The sequence below is a fragment of the Rheinheimera sp. D18 genome, assembly GCF_004345025.1.
Classification (GTDB): domain Bacteria; phylum Pseudomonadota; class Gammaproteobacteria; order Enterobacterales; family Alteromonadaceae; genus Alishewanella; species Alishewanella metallidurans.
On record NZ_CP037745.1, the window covers coordinates 370,474 to 385,616 of the forward strand.

Annotated in this window: 15 protein-coding genes and 1 tRNA gene; 8 read left to right on the forward strand and 8 right to left on the reverse strand. The window is 43.2% G+C overall.

Going from position 1 to position 15,143, the window contains the following annotated elements:
* Positions 1-16: 16 nt before the first annotated feature.
* Entirely contained in the window at positions 17-931 is a 915-nt protein-coding gene (locus E0Z06_RS01825) for a LysR substrate-binding domain-containing protein (protein ID WP_132581371.1), read from the reverse strand.
* Between the two features lie 195 nt (positions 932-1,126).
* Between E0Z06_RS01825 and E0Z06_RS01830 the strand changes: the two genes are divergently transcribed.
* Entirely contained in the window at positions 1,127-1,297 is a 171-nt protein-coding gene (locus E0Z06_RS01830) for a DoxX family protein (RefSeq protein ID WP_207903122.1), read from the forward strand.
* A gap of 64 nt (positions 1,298-1,361) precedes the next feature.
* Positions 1,362-2,315 carry a glutathione S-transferase family protein gene (locus E0Z06_RS01835; protein ID WP_132581373.1) on the forward strand — a complete coding sequence of 318 codons (954 nt, stop codon included), beginning with the start codon at positions 1,362-1,364 and terminating at the stop codon, positions 2,313-2,315.
* 222 nt (positions 2,316-2,537) lie between these two features.
* Here E0Z06_RS01835 and E0Z06_RS01840 read toward each other — a convergent pair.
* From E0Z06_RS01840 to rpsU, 4 genes are all read right to left on the reverse strand, one after another.
* Positions 2,538-2,614 (reverse strand) — tRNA-Ile (locus tag E0Z06_RS01840).
* Positions 2,615-2,795: 181 nt separating this feature from the next.
* The gene (gene rpoD / locus E0Z06_RS01845; protein ID WP_132581375.1) at positions 2,796-4,637 is read right to left on the reverse strand and encodes an RNA polymerase sigma factor RpoD; all 1,842 of its coding nucleotides are present in this window, start codon (positions 4,635-4,637) and stop codon (positions 2,796-2,798) included.
* Positions 4,638-4,722: 85 nt separating this feature from the next.
* Positions 4,723-6,477, reverse strand: coding sequence for a DNA primase (gene dnaG, locus E0Z06_RS01850; protein ID WP_132581377.1), 1,755 nt, complete (start codon positions 6,475-6,477; stop codon positions 4,723-4,725).
* Between the two features lie 148 nt (positions 6,478-6,625).
* The gene (gene rpsU, locus E0Z06_RS01855) at positions 6,626-6,841 is read right to left on the reverse strand and encodes a 30S ribosomal protein S21 (protein ID WP_132581379.1); all 216 of its coding nucleotides are present in this window, start codon (positions 6,839-6,841) and stop codon (positions 6,626-6,628) included.
* Positions 6,842-7,021: 180 nt separating this feature from the next.
* Between rpsU and tsaD the strand changes: the two genes are divergently transcribed.
* Positions 7,022-8,035 carry a tRNA (adenosine(37)-N6)-threonylcarbamoyltransferase complex transferase subunit TsaD gene (tsaD, locus tag E0Z06_RS01860; RefSeq protein ID WP_132581381.1) on the forward strand — a complete coding sequence of 338 codons (1,014 nt, stop codon included), beginning with the start codon at positions 7,022-7,024 and terminating at the stop codon, positions 8,033-8,035.
* Positions 8,036-8,208: 173 nt separating this feature from the next.
* Here tsaD and plsY read toward each other — a convergent pair whose 3' ends face one another.
* Positions 8,209-8,814: a glycerol-3-phosphate 1-O-acyltransferase PlsY gene (gene plsY / locus E0Z06_RS01865; RefSeq protein ID WP_132581383.1), complete on the reverse strand. Its 606-nt coding sequence runs from the start codon at positions 8,812-8,814 to the stop codon at positions 8,209-8,211.
* Positions 8,815-8,952: 138 nt separating this feature from the next.
* Here plsY and folB point away from each other — a divergent pair, with 138 nt between their 5' ends.
* The 3 genes from folB to E0Z06_RS01880 all read left to right on the forward strand — a co-directional run bounded on the left by folB (position 8,953) and on the right by E0Z06_RS01880 (position 10,700).
* Positions 8,953-9,306 carry a dihydroneopterin aldolase gene (folB, locus tag E0Z06_RS01870; RefSeq protein ID WP_132581385.1) on the forward strand — a complete coding sequence of 118 codons (354 nt, stop codon included), beginning with the start codon at positions 8,953-8,955 and terminating at the stop codon, positions 9,304-9,306.
* The gene (folK, locus tag E0Z06_RS01875; RefSeq protein ID WP_132581387.1) at positions 9,306-9,791 is read left to right on the forward strand and encodes a 2-amino-4-hydroxy-6-hydroxymethyldihydropteridine diphosphokinase; all 486 of its coding nucleotides are present in this window, start codon (positions 9,306-9,308) and stop codon (positions 9,789-9,791) included. Before folB ends, folK begins: the two co-directional genes overlap by 1 nt.
* 81 nt (positions 9,792-9,872) lie before the next feature.
* Positions 9,873-10,700: an undecaprenyl-diphosphate phosphatase gene (locus tag E0Z06_RS01880; protein ID WP_132581389.1), complete on the forward strand. Its 828-nt coding sequence runs from the start codon at positions 9,873-9,875 to the stop codon at positions 10,698-10,700.
* Positions 10,701-10,763: 63 nt separating this feature from the next.
* Here the strand turns inward: E0Z06_RS01880 and E0Z06_RS01885 are convergent, their stop codons facing one another.
* Positions 10,764-12,008: a multifunctional CCA addition/repair protein gene (locus tag E0Z06_RS01885; RefSeq protein WP_207903123.1), complete on the reverse strand. Its 1,245-nt coding sequence runs from the start codon at positions 12,006-12,008 to the stop codon at positions 10,764-10,766.
* 97 nt (positions 12,009-12,105) lie between these two features.
* On the opposite strand from E0Z06_RS01885, the gene E0Z06_RS01890 reads away from it, so the two are divergent.
* The gene (locus E0Z06_RS01890; RefSeq protein ID WP_132581393.1) at positions 12,106-13,032 is read left to right on the forward strand and encodes an AAA family ATPase; all 927 of its coding nucleotides are present in this window, start codon (positions 12,106-12,108) and stop codon (positions 13,030-13,032) included.
* A gap of 85 nt (positions 13,033-13,117) precedes the next feature.
* Positions 13,118-13,891, forward strand: a complete 774-nt coding sequence (locus tag E0Z06_RS01895; RefSeq protein WP_132581395.1) for a general secretion pathway protein GspB — start codon at positions 13,118-13,120, stop codon at positions 13,889-13,891.
* Positions 13,892-13,905: 14 nt separating this feature from the next.
* Here E0Z06_RS01895 and E0Z06_RS01900 read toward each other — a convergent pair whose 3' ends face one another.
* Positions 13,906-15,123, reverse strand: a complete 1,218-nt coding sequence (locus E0Z06_RS01900) for an HD-GYP domain-containing protein (RefSeq protein ID WP_243695540.1) — start codon at positions 15,121-15,123, stop codon at positions 13,906-13,908.
* Positions 15,124-15,143 lie beyond the last annotated feature (20 nt).

Genomic DNA, 15,143 nt, shown 5'->3' on the forward strand with positions numbered 1-15,143 from the left:
AGATGAAATAGTTATGCTAAAACAAAGTGTAGGTAGGCTTAGCTGCTTTATCTAATAATAGCGAGGTTAATCGTTTTAAACCCTTGCCTTTATTGGTTAGCTTCCAAGCGAGATATAGATCTTCCGTTGGTCTTGGCTCAGTGAGTTCTATTATCACCAGCTCGCCTGAGCTTAGCTGATTTTGAATTAAATACTTTGGTAGATAGCCAATACCAATACCGGCGCTAATAGCGGCAACTTTCTGGCTGACAGAGCTAACAAAAAAATGCTGGCTGCCTTCGATAATATTAGCCGACCAGAGAATTTCATTTTTAGCAGAGTCATGCACTATGATGCTTCTATAGCAGCTTAACTCGCTTGGTTGCATAGTTTTGTTGATGCTAGTCAGCGGGTGCGATTTATGAGCAACTAAAACATTAGCAAGCTCGGTTAATTTAACGGCCCTTATGCCTTTTTGGTTAGGCACAGGCCCTGGGGCGCCGATAACTAAATCTACCTTATCTTCTATTAACACCTCCCAAGTTCCACTAATTACTTGTTCTTGAATATCTATCTCTACGTTTTGATGCTCAGTTAAAAACTGGTTTATCTGTTGCAACACCGACTGTATATCAATTATGGCATCGCAGGCAATGCGAATTCGTGGCTCCCAACCATTAGCAATGGTTTGGGTTTGTTCAGACAGGGCGTTAATGGCATACAGAATTTCTCGGCCTTCGGCCAATAAATGTTTGCCAGCAGGGGTGAGCACGGCACGGCGACCTTGGCGTTGAAATAAGGTGACTTGCAGCTGCTCTTCTAACTTTTGCACCACATAAGATAGCGCTGACGGCACTTTGTTTAATTGCTCTGCGGCTGCAGCATAACTACCACGATACTCAATAGCGTCTAAAATCACTAAGGCTTCTATACTAATAAGGTTTTGAGTCATTACTGGTCACCTAAAACAACTGTTCAAATTATTTGAGCAAATTACGCAAATTTTAGGGGTTATTAAATAGCTAAGTAATGCTTACAATGGCTACATACTTAATTAATCACAAACTAAGGTGAACAAAATGACTATGAAGAACATTATCAATACAATCACAAAAACTGAACAATCTGTAGTGGCCTTACCATTACCATGATTGTTGCTATCTTTACGGTGCATATTAATAATGGCTTATTTATGAGCAACAACGGTTATGAGTTTGGTTTATCACTATTAGCTATTACTGTTGCTTTATTAGTGCAAGGTGGTGGTAAATTCTCTGTAGATAACCAAATTCAGCATGCTTTAAATACAAGTAAATAATTCACGTCTAACTTATTAAAGGGCCATCAATGAATGGCCATTTTTCTATGCTAAGGAGGTTGTAATGGGCTTAATAGTAAACGGTAAATGGGTTAACGAATGGTATGACACCAAAAAGAGCGACGGTAAGTTTGTACGCCAAGCTAGTGTATTTAAAAATCAAATTTCAGCAGAAGCTAATAGCAAGTTTACGCCAGAAGCGGGGCGTTACCATCTGTATATATCTTTAGCTTGTCCTTGGGCGCATCGTACTATGATATTTCGCAAGCTAAAGCAACTTGAAGACGTCATTTCTTATAGTGTAGTAAAGCCAGAGATGTTAGATAAGGGCTGGGAATTTGGCGCTGATGGCGATCCTCTCTATCATTTAGATTATGCTTATCAATTGTATTTAAAAGCCGACCCTAGCTACGAGGGGCGAGTGACAGTGCCTATTTTGTGGGATAAAAAAACACAAACTATCGTGAATAACGAATCTGTTGATATTATTCGCATGTTTAATAGCGCCTTTAATGAATTAACCGGCAATAACGACGATTATTATCCAGCTGCACTGCAAGCTGAAATTGACCAGGTGAATGCACGTATTTACGATACGGTAAATAATGGCGTATATAAAGCCGGTTTCGCCACCTTACAAAGTGCCTATAATGAAGCCTACCTAGCCTTGTTCGATAGCTTAGATTGGTTAGAGCAGCGCTTATCTAAGCAACGTTATTTAGTTGGTGAGCAAATTACAGAAGCCGATTGGCGCTTATTTACCACTCTTATTCGCTTCGATGCTGTTTATCATGGTCATTTTAAATGTAATAGACAAAAACTTAGCGAGTTTCATAACTTAAGCAACTATGTAAACGAGCTATACCAAGTGCCTGGCATTAAAGAAACCGTGGATTTGGAATACAGCAAAATTCATTACTACGCCAGCCATACCAGCATTAACCCAACCCAAATAGTGCCACTAGGCGCCGCTCAACACTTCGACGCCCCACACGATCGTGATCGGCAATATAATTAAAAGAGTTTTGTAACCAAAGCCCCTTAATGGGGCTTTTAATCGGTACCACAGAATAATAATAGCTATATAACTGCTAAAGATTGTTCTAGGTTACTTTATGTTCAAATGAGTATTACTGTGGCAAAGGATAGGTTGTAAATACAGATTTACGATCCTCTACTGATCCTCAGTGAAGAAATTCTAAGTCTGTTAGTAAGGATTAACTGATAAAGGCTTTAAAAATGGTGGCCCCAGCTGGACTCGAACCAGCGACCGATCGATTATGAGTCGAGCGCTCTAACCAACTGAGCTATGGGGCCATGTGCAACTTTTATATTGAGAGCTCAATAAGTAGCGGCAGGCAGTATAAAAACTTTTGGCTGCTTTGTCATCCAGCTTGTGACATTAAGTGTGGCAACTGCTGTTTTTTTAAGCTTATAGCGTTAAAAGTAACAAAGGCGCTAAAATAGCGCCTTTGTATTAGGAGTACATCGGCCTTATTTACTCGTCAAGAAAGCTCTTTAATACTTCTGAACGTGATGGATGACGTAGCTTACGCAGTGCTTTTGCTTCAATTTGACGAATACGCTCACGAGTTACGTCAAATTGTTTACCTACTTCTTCTAACGTGTGGTCGGTATTCATATCGATACCAAAACGCATACGAAGAACTTTTGCTTCACGCGCGGTTAAACCGGCTAACACTTCATTGGTAGCGTTTTTCAGGCTTTCTATGGTCGCAGAATCGAGCGGTGATTCACCGGTCGCATCTTCGATAAAGTCACCTAAGTGCGAATCTTCATCGTCGCCAATAGGCGTTTCCATTGAAATAGGTTCTTTAGCAATTTTTAACACTTTGCGAATTTTGTCTTCTGGCATTAGCATGCGTTCTGACAATTCTTCTGGTGTTGGTTCGCGCCCCATCTCTTGCAGCATTTGCCGTGAAATACGGTTTAGCTTGTTGATGGTTTCAATCATGTGTACTGGAATACGGATAGTACGGGCTTGGTCAGCGATTGAGCGTGTAATAGCTTGACGGATCCACCAAGTAGCGTAAGTTGAAAACTTATAACCACGACGATATTCAAACTTATCTACTGCTTTCATCAAGCCGATATTACCTTCCTGAATTAAATCAAGGAACTGTAAACCGCGGTTGGTGTATTTTTTCGCGATAGAGATAACCAGACGTAAGTTAGCTTCAACCATTTCTTTTTTCGCACGGCGGGCTTTTGCTTCACCGATTGACATGCGACGGTTGATATCTTTAATTTTAAAGATACTTAGGCCGGTTTCTTCTTCTACCTTTTTCAGTTTTTCGATACTGCGCACTAGCTCTTCTTGCATATCCTGCAATTTAGCTGAGTAAGGTTTGTTTGCTGCAATTTCTACATTAACCCATGCAGTTGATGTTTCAAAACCGGTAAAGGTTTTCACAAAGTGCTTTTTCGGCATTTTTGCGTAATCAACACAATGTTTCATGATGATGCGCTCTTGAATGCGCACGCGATCCATCATTTCACGCATGTTTTTAACTAAGCGATCGAATTGCTTTGGCACTAAACGGAAACAACGGAACACTTCACTTAGCTTTTCAATTTCAGCTTTGGTGGTGGCATGTTCACGGCCATTTTTGACAATAGAATTACGGGTAACATCGTACTGAGTACGTAGCTCACCGAATTTTTCACGTGCCATTTCTGGATCTGGGCCGGTGTCGCCGTCATCCGCATCACTGTCTGCGTCGTCGTCGTCTTCTGAGTCGTTATCGTCCATTTTGTCTTCAGGCACTTCAGAACCGATATTACTACCAATTACAGGCGCTTCTTCAACTTCGTTCGGATCGATAAATGCGGTAACAATGTCGCTTAAACGAATTTCTTCAGCTTCATACTTGTCCCACTGCTCTAGCAGGTAAGTAATGGCTTCTGGATATTCAGCTACCGAGCTTTGAACGGTATTAATACCTTCTTCGATACGTTTGGCGATAACAATTTCGCCCTCACGAGTTAGTAGCTCTACTGTGCCCATTTCGCGCATGTACATACGCACAGGGTCAGTAGTACGGCCTAGTTCTTTATCTACGCTAACTAATGCCTGAGCTGCTTCTTCAACGGCATCTTCATCCGTGGTAGCATCAGCCATGATTAGATCATCGGCATCCGGGGCACTTTCAAATACCTGGATCCCCATGTCATTGATCATGCGGACAATGTCTTCTATCTGATCAGAATCGATAATATCTTGCGGTAGGTGGTCATTCACCTCGGCGAAGGTTAGATAACCTTGCTCTTTACCTTTGATGATCAAGAGTTTTAACTGCGACTGAGGATTTTGCTCCATAGAGACTGATCTTCCACCAATGTTGATTAATGTAAAATTGCGAACTAGTGATTATAACAAAGCGCGGCTTTTCTAGCCAGCCGCATTAGTTCGCAAGCCTCGGTTTTTTGCTTTTCAGGGCCTGTAATAACAATTTGTATTCATGCCATTCGGCTTTACTTAACTGTTGTAGCTTATCTTTTCGTTCAAGCGCCTCTAAGCGTTGCTGTAAATACTGATCTTCAATTGAGTGAAAAGTATCAACAAACTCTTGGCATAGTTGCTCTGGGTCAATTTGGTGATCCCAAGCAGCGAGTGTCATTAAGATGCTGTGCTCTGGTAAATCACGCCATTGCTCCAATAGCTGTGCAGTAGTTAAACTAGGTTCTTGTTGCAGTCGTTGCTGCAGCGTTAATAGTAGGCCGATACCGGGAATATTTGCATCAGCAAGTTCTGGGGCATTAGGCATTACTTTCACTATATTGGGGTTCTGCAGCAATAAACCAATAGCGCGACGCATTGGTGTTATTTTCATTGCGCTTGACTTAACGCGATTACTGGCTCGACTAACCGTGGCTTTAGTGCGTTCACGCGGCTTACCAAGCAAGTTTGCTAGTTTGTCGGTTAAACTTTCACGGTAAAACTCACTAGGAATTTGTTTAATAAGCTCGCTAGCCTTTACCGATAATGCAGATTTCCCGCCATCAGTGCTGGGATCAAACTCTTGAATTAAATGCTCAAAAAAATACTGATTTAATGGTGTTGCAGCACTGATTCGTTGTAAAAATGCGGCTTTACCTTCTTTTTGCACTAAAGAGTCGGGATCTTCACCATCGGGTAAAAATACAAAGTTTAACTCAACGCCATCTTTTAATTGGGGCAGGGCGCTTTGTAGTGCACGCCAAGCGGCATCGCGGCCTGCTCGGTCACCGTCGTAACAGCACACCACTTTAGGGGTAAAGCGAAATAGTGCGTGCATATGGTCAGAGGTGGTGGCAGTGCCTAGGCAAGCTACGGCAAAACGAATATCTTGCTCGGCTAAGGCAACAACGTCCATATAGCCTTCAACCACTAAAACCTGCTCTAAATGGCCAGGCTGTTGGCGAGCTTCATATAAGCCATATAACTCTCTGCCTTTTTGAAACAGGCGACTTTCTGGTGAATTTAAGTACTTTGGTGTGCCATCGCCTAATACTCGACCGCCAAATGCGATAACCCGGCCGCGTTTATCGCGGATAGGGAACATTAAGCGTTCGCGGAAAAAATCGTATTCACGGCCATTATCATTACGGTTTATTAAGCGCAGCTCTACGAGCTGATCACGTAATTGCCGATTATTGGTTGGGCTTAAGCGTTTTAGTAAGTTATCCCAGCCATCGGGCGCATAACCAATACCAAAGTCGTTTAGCGTTTTTGCACTTAATCCACGCTGGCTAACGTATTGTTGCACTGAACCGGCGTTAGGGTGCTGTTGCAACTGCTGTTGATAAAACTCACTAGCTTGCTGCATTAAGTTGTAATCGTCAGCCTGCACTGCTGGTCTCGCGCGGCCAACGCCTTGCTCACGAGGTACTTCTACATGATGCTGTTGTGCAAGTTCTTCAATAGCTTCAACAAATTCAAGCTGCTCAAATTCCATCATAAAACTGATGGCATTGCCGTGCGCACCACAGCCAAAACAATGATAAAACTGCTTATCTGGGCTTACGGTAAAAGATGGCGATTTTTCACTGTGGAAAGGGCAGCAGGCAGCGTAATTTCTACCTGCCTTTTTTAGCGGTACACGTTGGTCGATAAGCTCAACGATGTCGGTGCGAGCCAACAAGTCGTCGATAAACTGTCTTGGAATTTGTCCTGACACCTTTTTCCTTTTGGCTTTTTGCAGAAAAAGACAAACCGTGCCTTGCGAGCACGGTATGCAGATGTCGACTTGCGATGTTGTATTGGTGGCTTAAAACGGACGTTAAACTATGTCAGTAACCGGCACCAATATCGCGAAGCGGGTACTCTTAGTACAGCTTGATACGACGTGCGTTTTCGCGAGACAGCTTCTTAGCATGACGCTTAACAGCTGCTGCTTTCTTACGCTTACGGATCCAAGTTGGTTTTTCGTAGAATTCTTTAGCGCGTACGTCAGCTAAAATACCAGCTTTTTCGCATGAGCGCTTGAAACGACGTAATGCTACGTCAAACGGTTCGTTTTCTTTTACTTTAACAACAGGCATTAAATTCTCACCTCAGGGCCAAATTGGTTATCTGTGAACCAATACGATTAAAAATGGTGCGGCATTTTACGCAAAAAGCTAAGACGATGTAAAGCTATTCCGCGATCTAAATCCGATCCTCTAGCTCTGACAGTGCTGAGCCGTTACAATAGCCGCCATTTTAGCTGAATTGAGACGCGGATGCGAGTTTTAGGTATCGAAACTTCTTGTGATGAAACCGGTATTGCTATTTATGATAGCGAGCAGGGTTTGTTAAGCCATGTGCTATATAGTCAAATTCCAATCCATGCTGATTACGGCGGCGTAGTGCCAGAATTGGCGTCGCGCGATCATATTCGCAAAACTATTCCACTGATCAAGCAAGCCTTAGCTGATGCTGGTATTACTGCTGCTGAAATTGATGGCGTAGCCTATACCGCAGGCCCCGGGTTAGCGGGAGCCTTGTTAGTTGGTGCATCGATTGGTCGCTCACTGGCAATGGCATGGCAAAAGCCGGCGTTGGCCGTGCACCATATGGAAGGCCATTTATTGGCACCAATGCTGGAAGAGCATTCGCCAGAGTTTCCGTTTTTAGCTTTATTAGTATCGGGCGGGCATACGCAGTTGGTAGCGGTAGAAGGTATTGGCCAGTATCAACTGTTGGGCGAGTCGATAGACGATGCTGCTGGCGAAGCCTTCGATAAAACAGCTAAATTAATGGGCTTAGACTACCCTGGTGGGCCGTTACTGGCCAAACTTGCACTGCAAGGTAATGCGAAAAAATATAAATTTCCGCGGCCAATGACCGATCGGCCCGGTTTAGATTTTAGTTTTAGTGGTTTAAAAACCTCTGCAGCAAATGTTATTGCTAAAGAAGGCAATAGCCCACAGGTGCAAGCTGATATTGCCGCGTCATTTCAGCAAGCGGTGGTTGATACGCTAGTAATTAAAAGCGAGCGCGCTTTGCTACAAACCGGTTATAAGCGTTTAGTTATTGCTGGTGGTGTTAGTGCCAATACGTCGTTACGTGAGCAACTTGCCGTATTATTAAAACGTTATGGCGGTGAGGTGTTTTATCCACGTAAAGAGTTTTGTACTGACAATGGCGCAATGATTGCGCTAGCCGGTTATTTTCGTTTAGCAGCGGGGCAACAACAAGACTTAACTATTGGCGTAACACCACGTTGGCCAATGCAAGATTTGCCGGCAGTTTAAAATTTACTATGTGTTTGAGTTAAAGGTTAAAGGTTGAAGGTTGGAATCCCGATTTGGGCGTCACAGAGTGTTTGAACGGACGCGTTAGCGGTAGTGAGTTGCTGTGGCGAGCCAAAGCGGGAGTTGCAACCGAAAACGCAGTAACCACACTCTAGTCATGATTGAACTAGTCTTCATTCTCGAATGCGTTTGGTTTTATCCCAAATTTTACTTTCTTTGCCCTGCCACAATCGTAAGATGTTTTCACGATGACGCACAATAATCAGGATGCTTAGCATCAGTACCGGCAACGTATAGAGCGGCTTAATAAACCAAGTAAATAACGGCGCTAGGCTAACGGTTAAAATAGCCGCTAGTGAAGAGTAGCCAGTAAAAATGACTATTATTAACCAGCTTACAATTAATAAACCGGCTAAATCTAGGCCAATGGGCATCATGGCGCCAAATGCGGTAGCAACCGCTTTGCCGCCTTTAAAGCCAAAAAATAATGGAAAAATATGACCAACACAGGCTGAAATTGCAATTAGGCCAAGGAAGAGCGGTTCTATTTTTAAAAAATAGGAACCCCAGACCGGAATAGTGCCCTTAAGAATGTCGAATAGCAGTACTAATACTGCGGGGAATTTTCCACCGAGACGTAAAACGTTGGTGGCACCTGGGTTGCCAGAGCCGTGTGAACGGGGATCAGGTAAGCGAAACAGCTTGCTGACCAGCACTGCTGATGAAATGGAGCCTAAAAGATAGGCTGCTAGCATCATAATTCCAATCAGCGGGGTCATTAAGGCGGTTCCTCAGCACCAGTTTTTACGGTAATATTACTGCCTAATTTAGGGGAAGCAGATTATAGGCTTTTTGCCGTTTTACCTATCCGACCAGCCTACCTGAAACCAGAAATAACGCAATGCGGATGTAACTGAATGGACATAGTTTTTATAAAACAGCTACAAGTAGACACTGTAATAGGGGTTTACGACTGGGAAAAGACCATTCAGCAACCTTTGTTTCTGGATCTGTCATTAACAAATGATCAGCGTAGCGCTGCAGCAGCCGATGATATTAAATTAACGCTTGATTATGCGGTAATAGCAGAAAAAGTGACCCAGCTTATTACTGCGCAACCGATAGAGCTAATAGAAACGGTAGCCGAGCGCGTAGCACAAATGCTGCTTGCTGAATTTGCCACTAATAAAGTTGAAGTTACGGTAACTAAACCCGGGGCCGTACCTAAAGCGCAGACGGTGGGCGTGCACATTGTGCGGAGCCGAAATTAATGGCGCGTATTTATATTAGCATTGGCACTAATACTAACCGCAGCTACCATATTCAGGCTGCAGTCAGTGCATTAGGCCAACATTTCGGCCAGTTAACGTTGTCATCGGTATATGAAAGCGAAGCGGTTGGCTTTAAAGGCAAAGCGTTTTATAACATGGTGGTAGCAGCCGATACGAGCTTATCTGTTGCGCAATGCGTGGCGTTATTTAAGCAAATAGAAGACGCTTATGGCCGCGATCGCAGTGCGGCAAAGTTTAGCGGTCGTACTCTAGATCTAGATTTGCTAACCTATGACGATGCTGTGTGTCAGCAACCTGTAGAATTACCCCGAGCTGAAATTACTGAAAATGCCTTTGTATTATGGCCTTTATCTGAGATTGCGCCCGAGGTTATACACCCAATAACAGGGCAAAGTTATGCTAGCCTATGGCTGCAGTATACAAAACAACAAAAATTATGGCCGGTGCCATTTCAATGGAGTTGATGGCTTTTGTTAAGCTGCTAAAACACAAGCTGGTTTAACTTAAGATGTTTTTTAATTTTAATTTTAATTAAATAAGTTGCTATGGATATAATTTTATTATTAAAGGCCCTACTGCTAGGCATTGTAGAAGGCATTACAGAGTTTTTACCCATTTCAAGTACTGGCCATTTAATTGTTAGTGCTGATCTGCTTAATTTTCACAGTACGGAAAAGGTTTTTGAAATAGCGATTCAATTAGGCGCTGTCTTAGCGGTGGTTTACGAATATCGCCAGCGTTTTAGTCATATCCTAACGCATGTCGGTAGGGATGCTAAGGTAAACCGTTTTGTCGTAAATATAGCAATTGCCTTTATACCAGCGGCAGTCGTTGGGCTATTGTTTTCCTCTAAAATTAAAGAGTTTTTGTTTAACCCTATCACCGTAGCCACCGCTTTGGTTGTTGGCGGATTAATTATGTTTTGGGCGGAGCATAGACAAAAAACAGTACAACCAAGAGTGTTAAATGTTGATGATATGACAGCAAAAGATGCATTAGTGGTGGGCTGTGCGCAAATATTAGCGCTAATTCCTGGCACATCGCGTTCAGGCAGCACGATTATTGGCGGTATGTTTAGTGGTTTAGAACGTAAAGTAGCAACTGAATTCTCGTTCTTTTTAGCCGTGCCTATTATGTTTGCCGCAACCGGCTATCAAATACTGAAATATCGTGATCTTTTTAGTGTTGATGATATAGCAACTATTGCCGTTGGTTTTATCGCCGCTTTTATAAGTGGTTTATTTGCGGTGCGTGCGTTATTAAAATTTTTAGCGAATCATAACTACGTACCGTTTGCCTGGTACCGCGTGATTTTTGGCGGCATTATTTTACTGACATGGGCAACCGGCATGGTTGAGTGGACTGTGCCTTAACATTGTCGTTTAATATTTATAATTACTACAGTAAGCAGCCGGTTATGGCTGCTTATTTTTTAGCTAACTTTTATCTATAGCCGCGCTCTGATGTTGCTTAGCCTTTTGAATTGCTTCTAATCTAGCTTGTTGTATCGCCTGCTTAATAGCTTCACCTTTTAGCCCTTGGCTAACAAAATCTTTCGCATTCACCTGCAATGCGGCCTTAGCCAAGGTCTGTAAATAACTCGCTTGTGTATATTCATCTTGTTCAAAGCCGGTACGACCGCGTAAATCGGCAGTGCAGCATAGCAATATTGCCTCTAGGCGCTCGGGCTTGCGCCACAGGTCTATGGCATTAAATAGTTTTAAGATGGTGCTACTTTTCAGTTCATAGGCACGATGCACCAACTGATGGTATTCACACACTAACAGTGCTAAATCGCGACAATCGTTAGGCACACGCATGCGCAAACATAACTGATTAATTAACGCTAAGCCGCTATGTTCGTGGCCGTGGTGCGCTGGCCAAAGTTCCGGCTTGGTAATGCCTTTACCTAAATCATGTACTAAGGCGGCAAAGCGCACGTCTAATCGCGATGACAACTTGGTTGCTTGCTCTAGTACCAGCAGCGTGTGCACGCCGGTATCTATTTCGGGATGCCATTTTTCTGGCTGCGGCACACCCCATAACGCGTTTAACTCCGGCATTAGCGCCTCTAACGCACCGGTAGTGCGCAATAACTGAATAAATGCTTGTGGTGTGCGCTCAGTTATGGCTTTGGCTGTTTCTTGCCATACCCGTTCGGGTGTTAAACTTTGCAATTCGCCACTGAGGCTTAGCTTACGCATTAAAGCCTGAGTTTCGGGTGCAACCGTAAAACCTAAATGGGCGTAGCGGGCATAAAAACGTGCTACGCGTAATACGCGTAATGGATCTTCAGCAAAGGCATCAGAAACATGGCGTAGCACCTTATGTTTAATGTCGTTAATGCCACCAAAAGGGTCAGTTAAACTGCCATCATCAGCCTGTGCTATGGCGTTAATTGTTAAATCACGACGCAATAAGTCTTGCTCTAGAGTGACATCAGGGGCGGCATAAACACTAAAACCGGTATAGCCGGTACCGCTTTTACGCTCGGTACGCGCCAGTGCATGTTCTTCTTTGGTCTTTGGATGTAAAAAAACGGGAAAATCTCTACCTACTTGCTGGTAACCTAGATCGAGCATTTGCTGTGGCGTAGCACCAACAACTACCCAATCACGCTCATGAAATGGGTAATTTAAAAGACTATCGCGAACTGCGCCACCTACTAGATATCGTTGCACCGGCTTTCCTGTTAGCTGTTTTTTTGCCATTATACCCGTCGTCTTTGTAAATGCACGGCCGCAACCAATTGCAGCGTCATAACCAGCAGGAAGCAGAATGTATAGCGGATTTTTCGGCCTAACCAGTGCACCTTTTTCAATTGCGCCCAATCCGGAATTTATGTATTTAAGCCCACGGCATGCCGAGGCATTAGCACACTTACGCTTTGGTTTAGGTGATGCTGGCGGTTTTGTACTGTTAACCGGCGAAGTAGGTACGGGTAAAACCACGGTGTCGCGCTGTCTATTACAAGAGCTTGATGCTAACGTCGAAGTGGCTTTTATTTTAAACCCGACTTTGTCAGAGCTAGAATTACTGGCTGCTATTTGTGACGAATTAAAGATCCGTTATAAAAAAGCCGATGCGAGCTTAAAGTTGCTCGGTGATAAAATTAAAGCCAGATTGTTAAAAAATCACGCTAGTGGCAAGCAAACGCTATTAATTATTGATGAAGCACAGCATTTGCAACCAGCGGTACTTGAACAACTGCGGTTACTAACTAATTTAGAAACCAATACTCGTAAGTTATTACAGGTTATTTTAATTGGCCAACCAGAATTGCAGCAGCTATTAAAACGCAACGACTTACGCCAGTTAGCGCAGCGCATTACCGCAAGGTATCATTTATTGCCGTTAGATTTAGCTGAGGTAAAACAATATCTGCAGTATCGTTTACAGGTAGCAGGTTGTAGCCGCCCGGTATTTAGCGATAGCGCAATAAAACGTTTATATCAGTTGAGCGGCGGCATACCGAGGTTGCTAAACCTAATGGCAGATCGCGCATTGTTGGCGGCTTATAGTCAGCAGCAAGCGATGGTAAATGAAAAGTTAGTTAAGCAAGCCGCAGCTGAAATTTTACCACTTTCTGTACAGGTAAATAGTCCTAGGTTACCGCGTTGGCTGTGGCCTGTGTTGGGGCTTTGCGCTATAGTGCTAGGCTTTAGTTTAGCGATATTATTAATGCCTTGGCTGCAAAATCGCTAGCTCAAAGGTTCTTTTTACCTTAACAGTTTCGTCGTGCGTTTTTTATTGAGCATCTTTTTTTCGAGCATTTTGTATAGAGAGTATCATGTCAATTTTAATGGCTGCACTAAAGCAACAAAATAAAACACCGATGCAAGCAGCTGATGGCACTACATATTGGCGTGGCGTTGCTGTAGTACTCGCATTGCTATTGGCTTTATTAATAGGTGCTGCAGCAGCTTACGTATTTATGCAAACAACGCAGTTTGAGCGGTCTGGAGCAACAATAGAGCCGGTTACACCCGCAGCGCCTGAAACCATAATGGCGGCATTAAATATTGAGCAAAAACCCGTAGATCCAGTATCACCAAACAATATTGATGTGGCACTGAATAAGTTGATATCACCCGCACCAGAGCCGATAACTGAACCATTTACTTCATCGCCGCCAGTAAAAACTGTTACTGCCGGTAGCTTAGCGGCAGAACCGCAAGCAGAGATACAGGTTGCGGAAAAACCGACAGCAGAACCAGAAACAGCGGTATCGTCTGAGTTGCGAGATAAGTTTGCGTCGGCATTAAAAGCGACAGAACGAGGTAATAACAATACAACAGAGCGCAATAGTATTAGTGCCCCAGCAACGGATATTAATAGCCTTGATACGCAGTTGCAGCGGCAAATTCCAGAGTTACGCTTTGAAGCCCACGTGTACGCAACCGCTGCTAATCAACGCTGGGTAAAGGTAAATGGTAAAACCTTACAAGAAGGGCAGTGGGTTACTGCTGATATTCGTATTAAAGAAATTACCCCGCAGTACGTGTTAATGACATTAGGTAATCAGCTATTTAGTATGGCAGCTTTGTCTGCTTGGCCTAATTAAGTTAAGGTTGCCCGTTATGCAGGCATAATAAACTGATTAAAAAACTTTTTAATATCAATGCCGTAATCTTCGGCATTTACGGCTGATTTAATCGCGTCATCACATTTAGCATCAGCAAGGTTTACAGTAATAGCGGGTAAATAATGACGTTGTTTCGCGTTATAAAACACTTTAACTATTGGGCAGGTTAAGCGCGTGGGATTATTTTCTAGCACCATCGCTAATTTTTCGCTTTCCATTAATACTAAGGTGCCTGGCGGGTACATACCAATAGCAGTAATAAATTGTTTTACCAATTCAAGATCAAAGTGTGCGGGGCTGTCAGCGCGTAAAATCTTTAGTGCTTTTATGCAAGTTTGGCCACTTTTATACACTCTTTGCGCGGTAATAGCGTCATAAGTATCAACAATGGCGATCATACGAGCGTGCATCGAAATTTGCGCTTGCGTTAGTCCAGCAGGGTAACCTCTACCGTCTAAGCGCTCATGGTGGTTTGCCGCTACATCTAAGCTAATTGCTGAAATGCCCTCAGTTTGCATTAGAATATCGCGACTATATTCAACGTGCTTACGCATAATCACAAATTCGTCGTCAGTTAGTCGGCCCGGCTTATTTAATATTTCGTTTGGTACCTGAATTTTGCCAATATCGTGTAGCAGCGCGCCGGTAGCTAATTCCACAATAATGTTTTCATCTAACTTCAAATATTTGGCAAATATACTCATTAGAATAGACACGTTTACCGAGTGTTCTAATAAGTACGCGTCTTTGTCACGCATACGGCTAATGCACAGTAGTGCATCTTGATTACGAAATACCGAATCAATAAAGCCTTCAGCACAACGTTTAAAATCGGCCACGCTAATGGCTTTGCCGTTAGTGATATCGGCAAAAGCACGTTTTTGTAGCGATTTTGCTTGTGAATAAAGAGACTGCGCCTGTTTAATTTCCTGCGCTACGCTATGTTTCTTAAGGCTTTGCCTAGGTGAAAGTTTCACAGAGTCAGGTGTGGCTGATGCCATATTAAATGCGCTGTCATCAGGGGCAGCTAATTCAGTTACTTGTTGCTTGCTAGAGTCGATAGTTAACTGCACTACGTTTTTGCTACGCAGTAGTTCAATTTGTGCTGTGCTAGAGATTAAGCCCTGAACCCGAAGCGATTTTGCATCAGAGGTTTTTGCACTAACCACATACATGCCACAAATTAGTTGTTCTATGGAAATTGTTTTCAAATACGGCTCATTTAATGAAG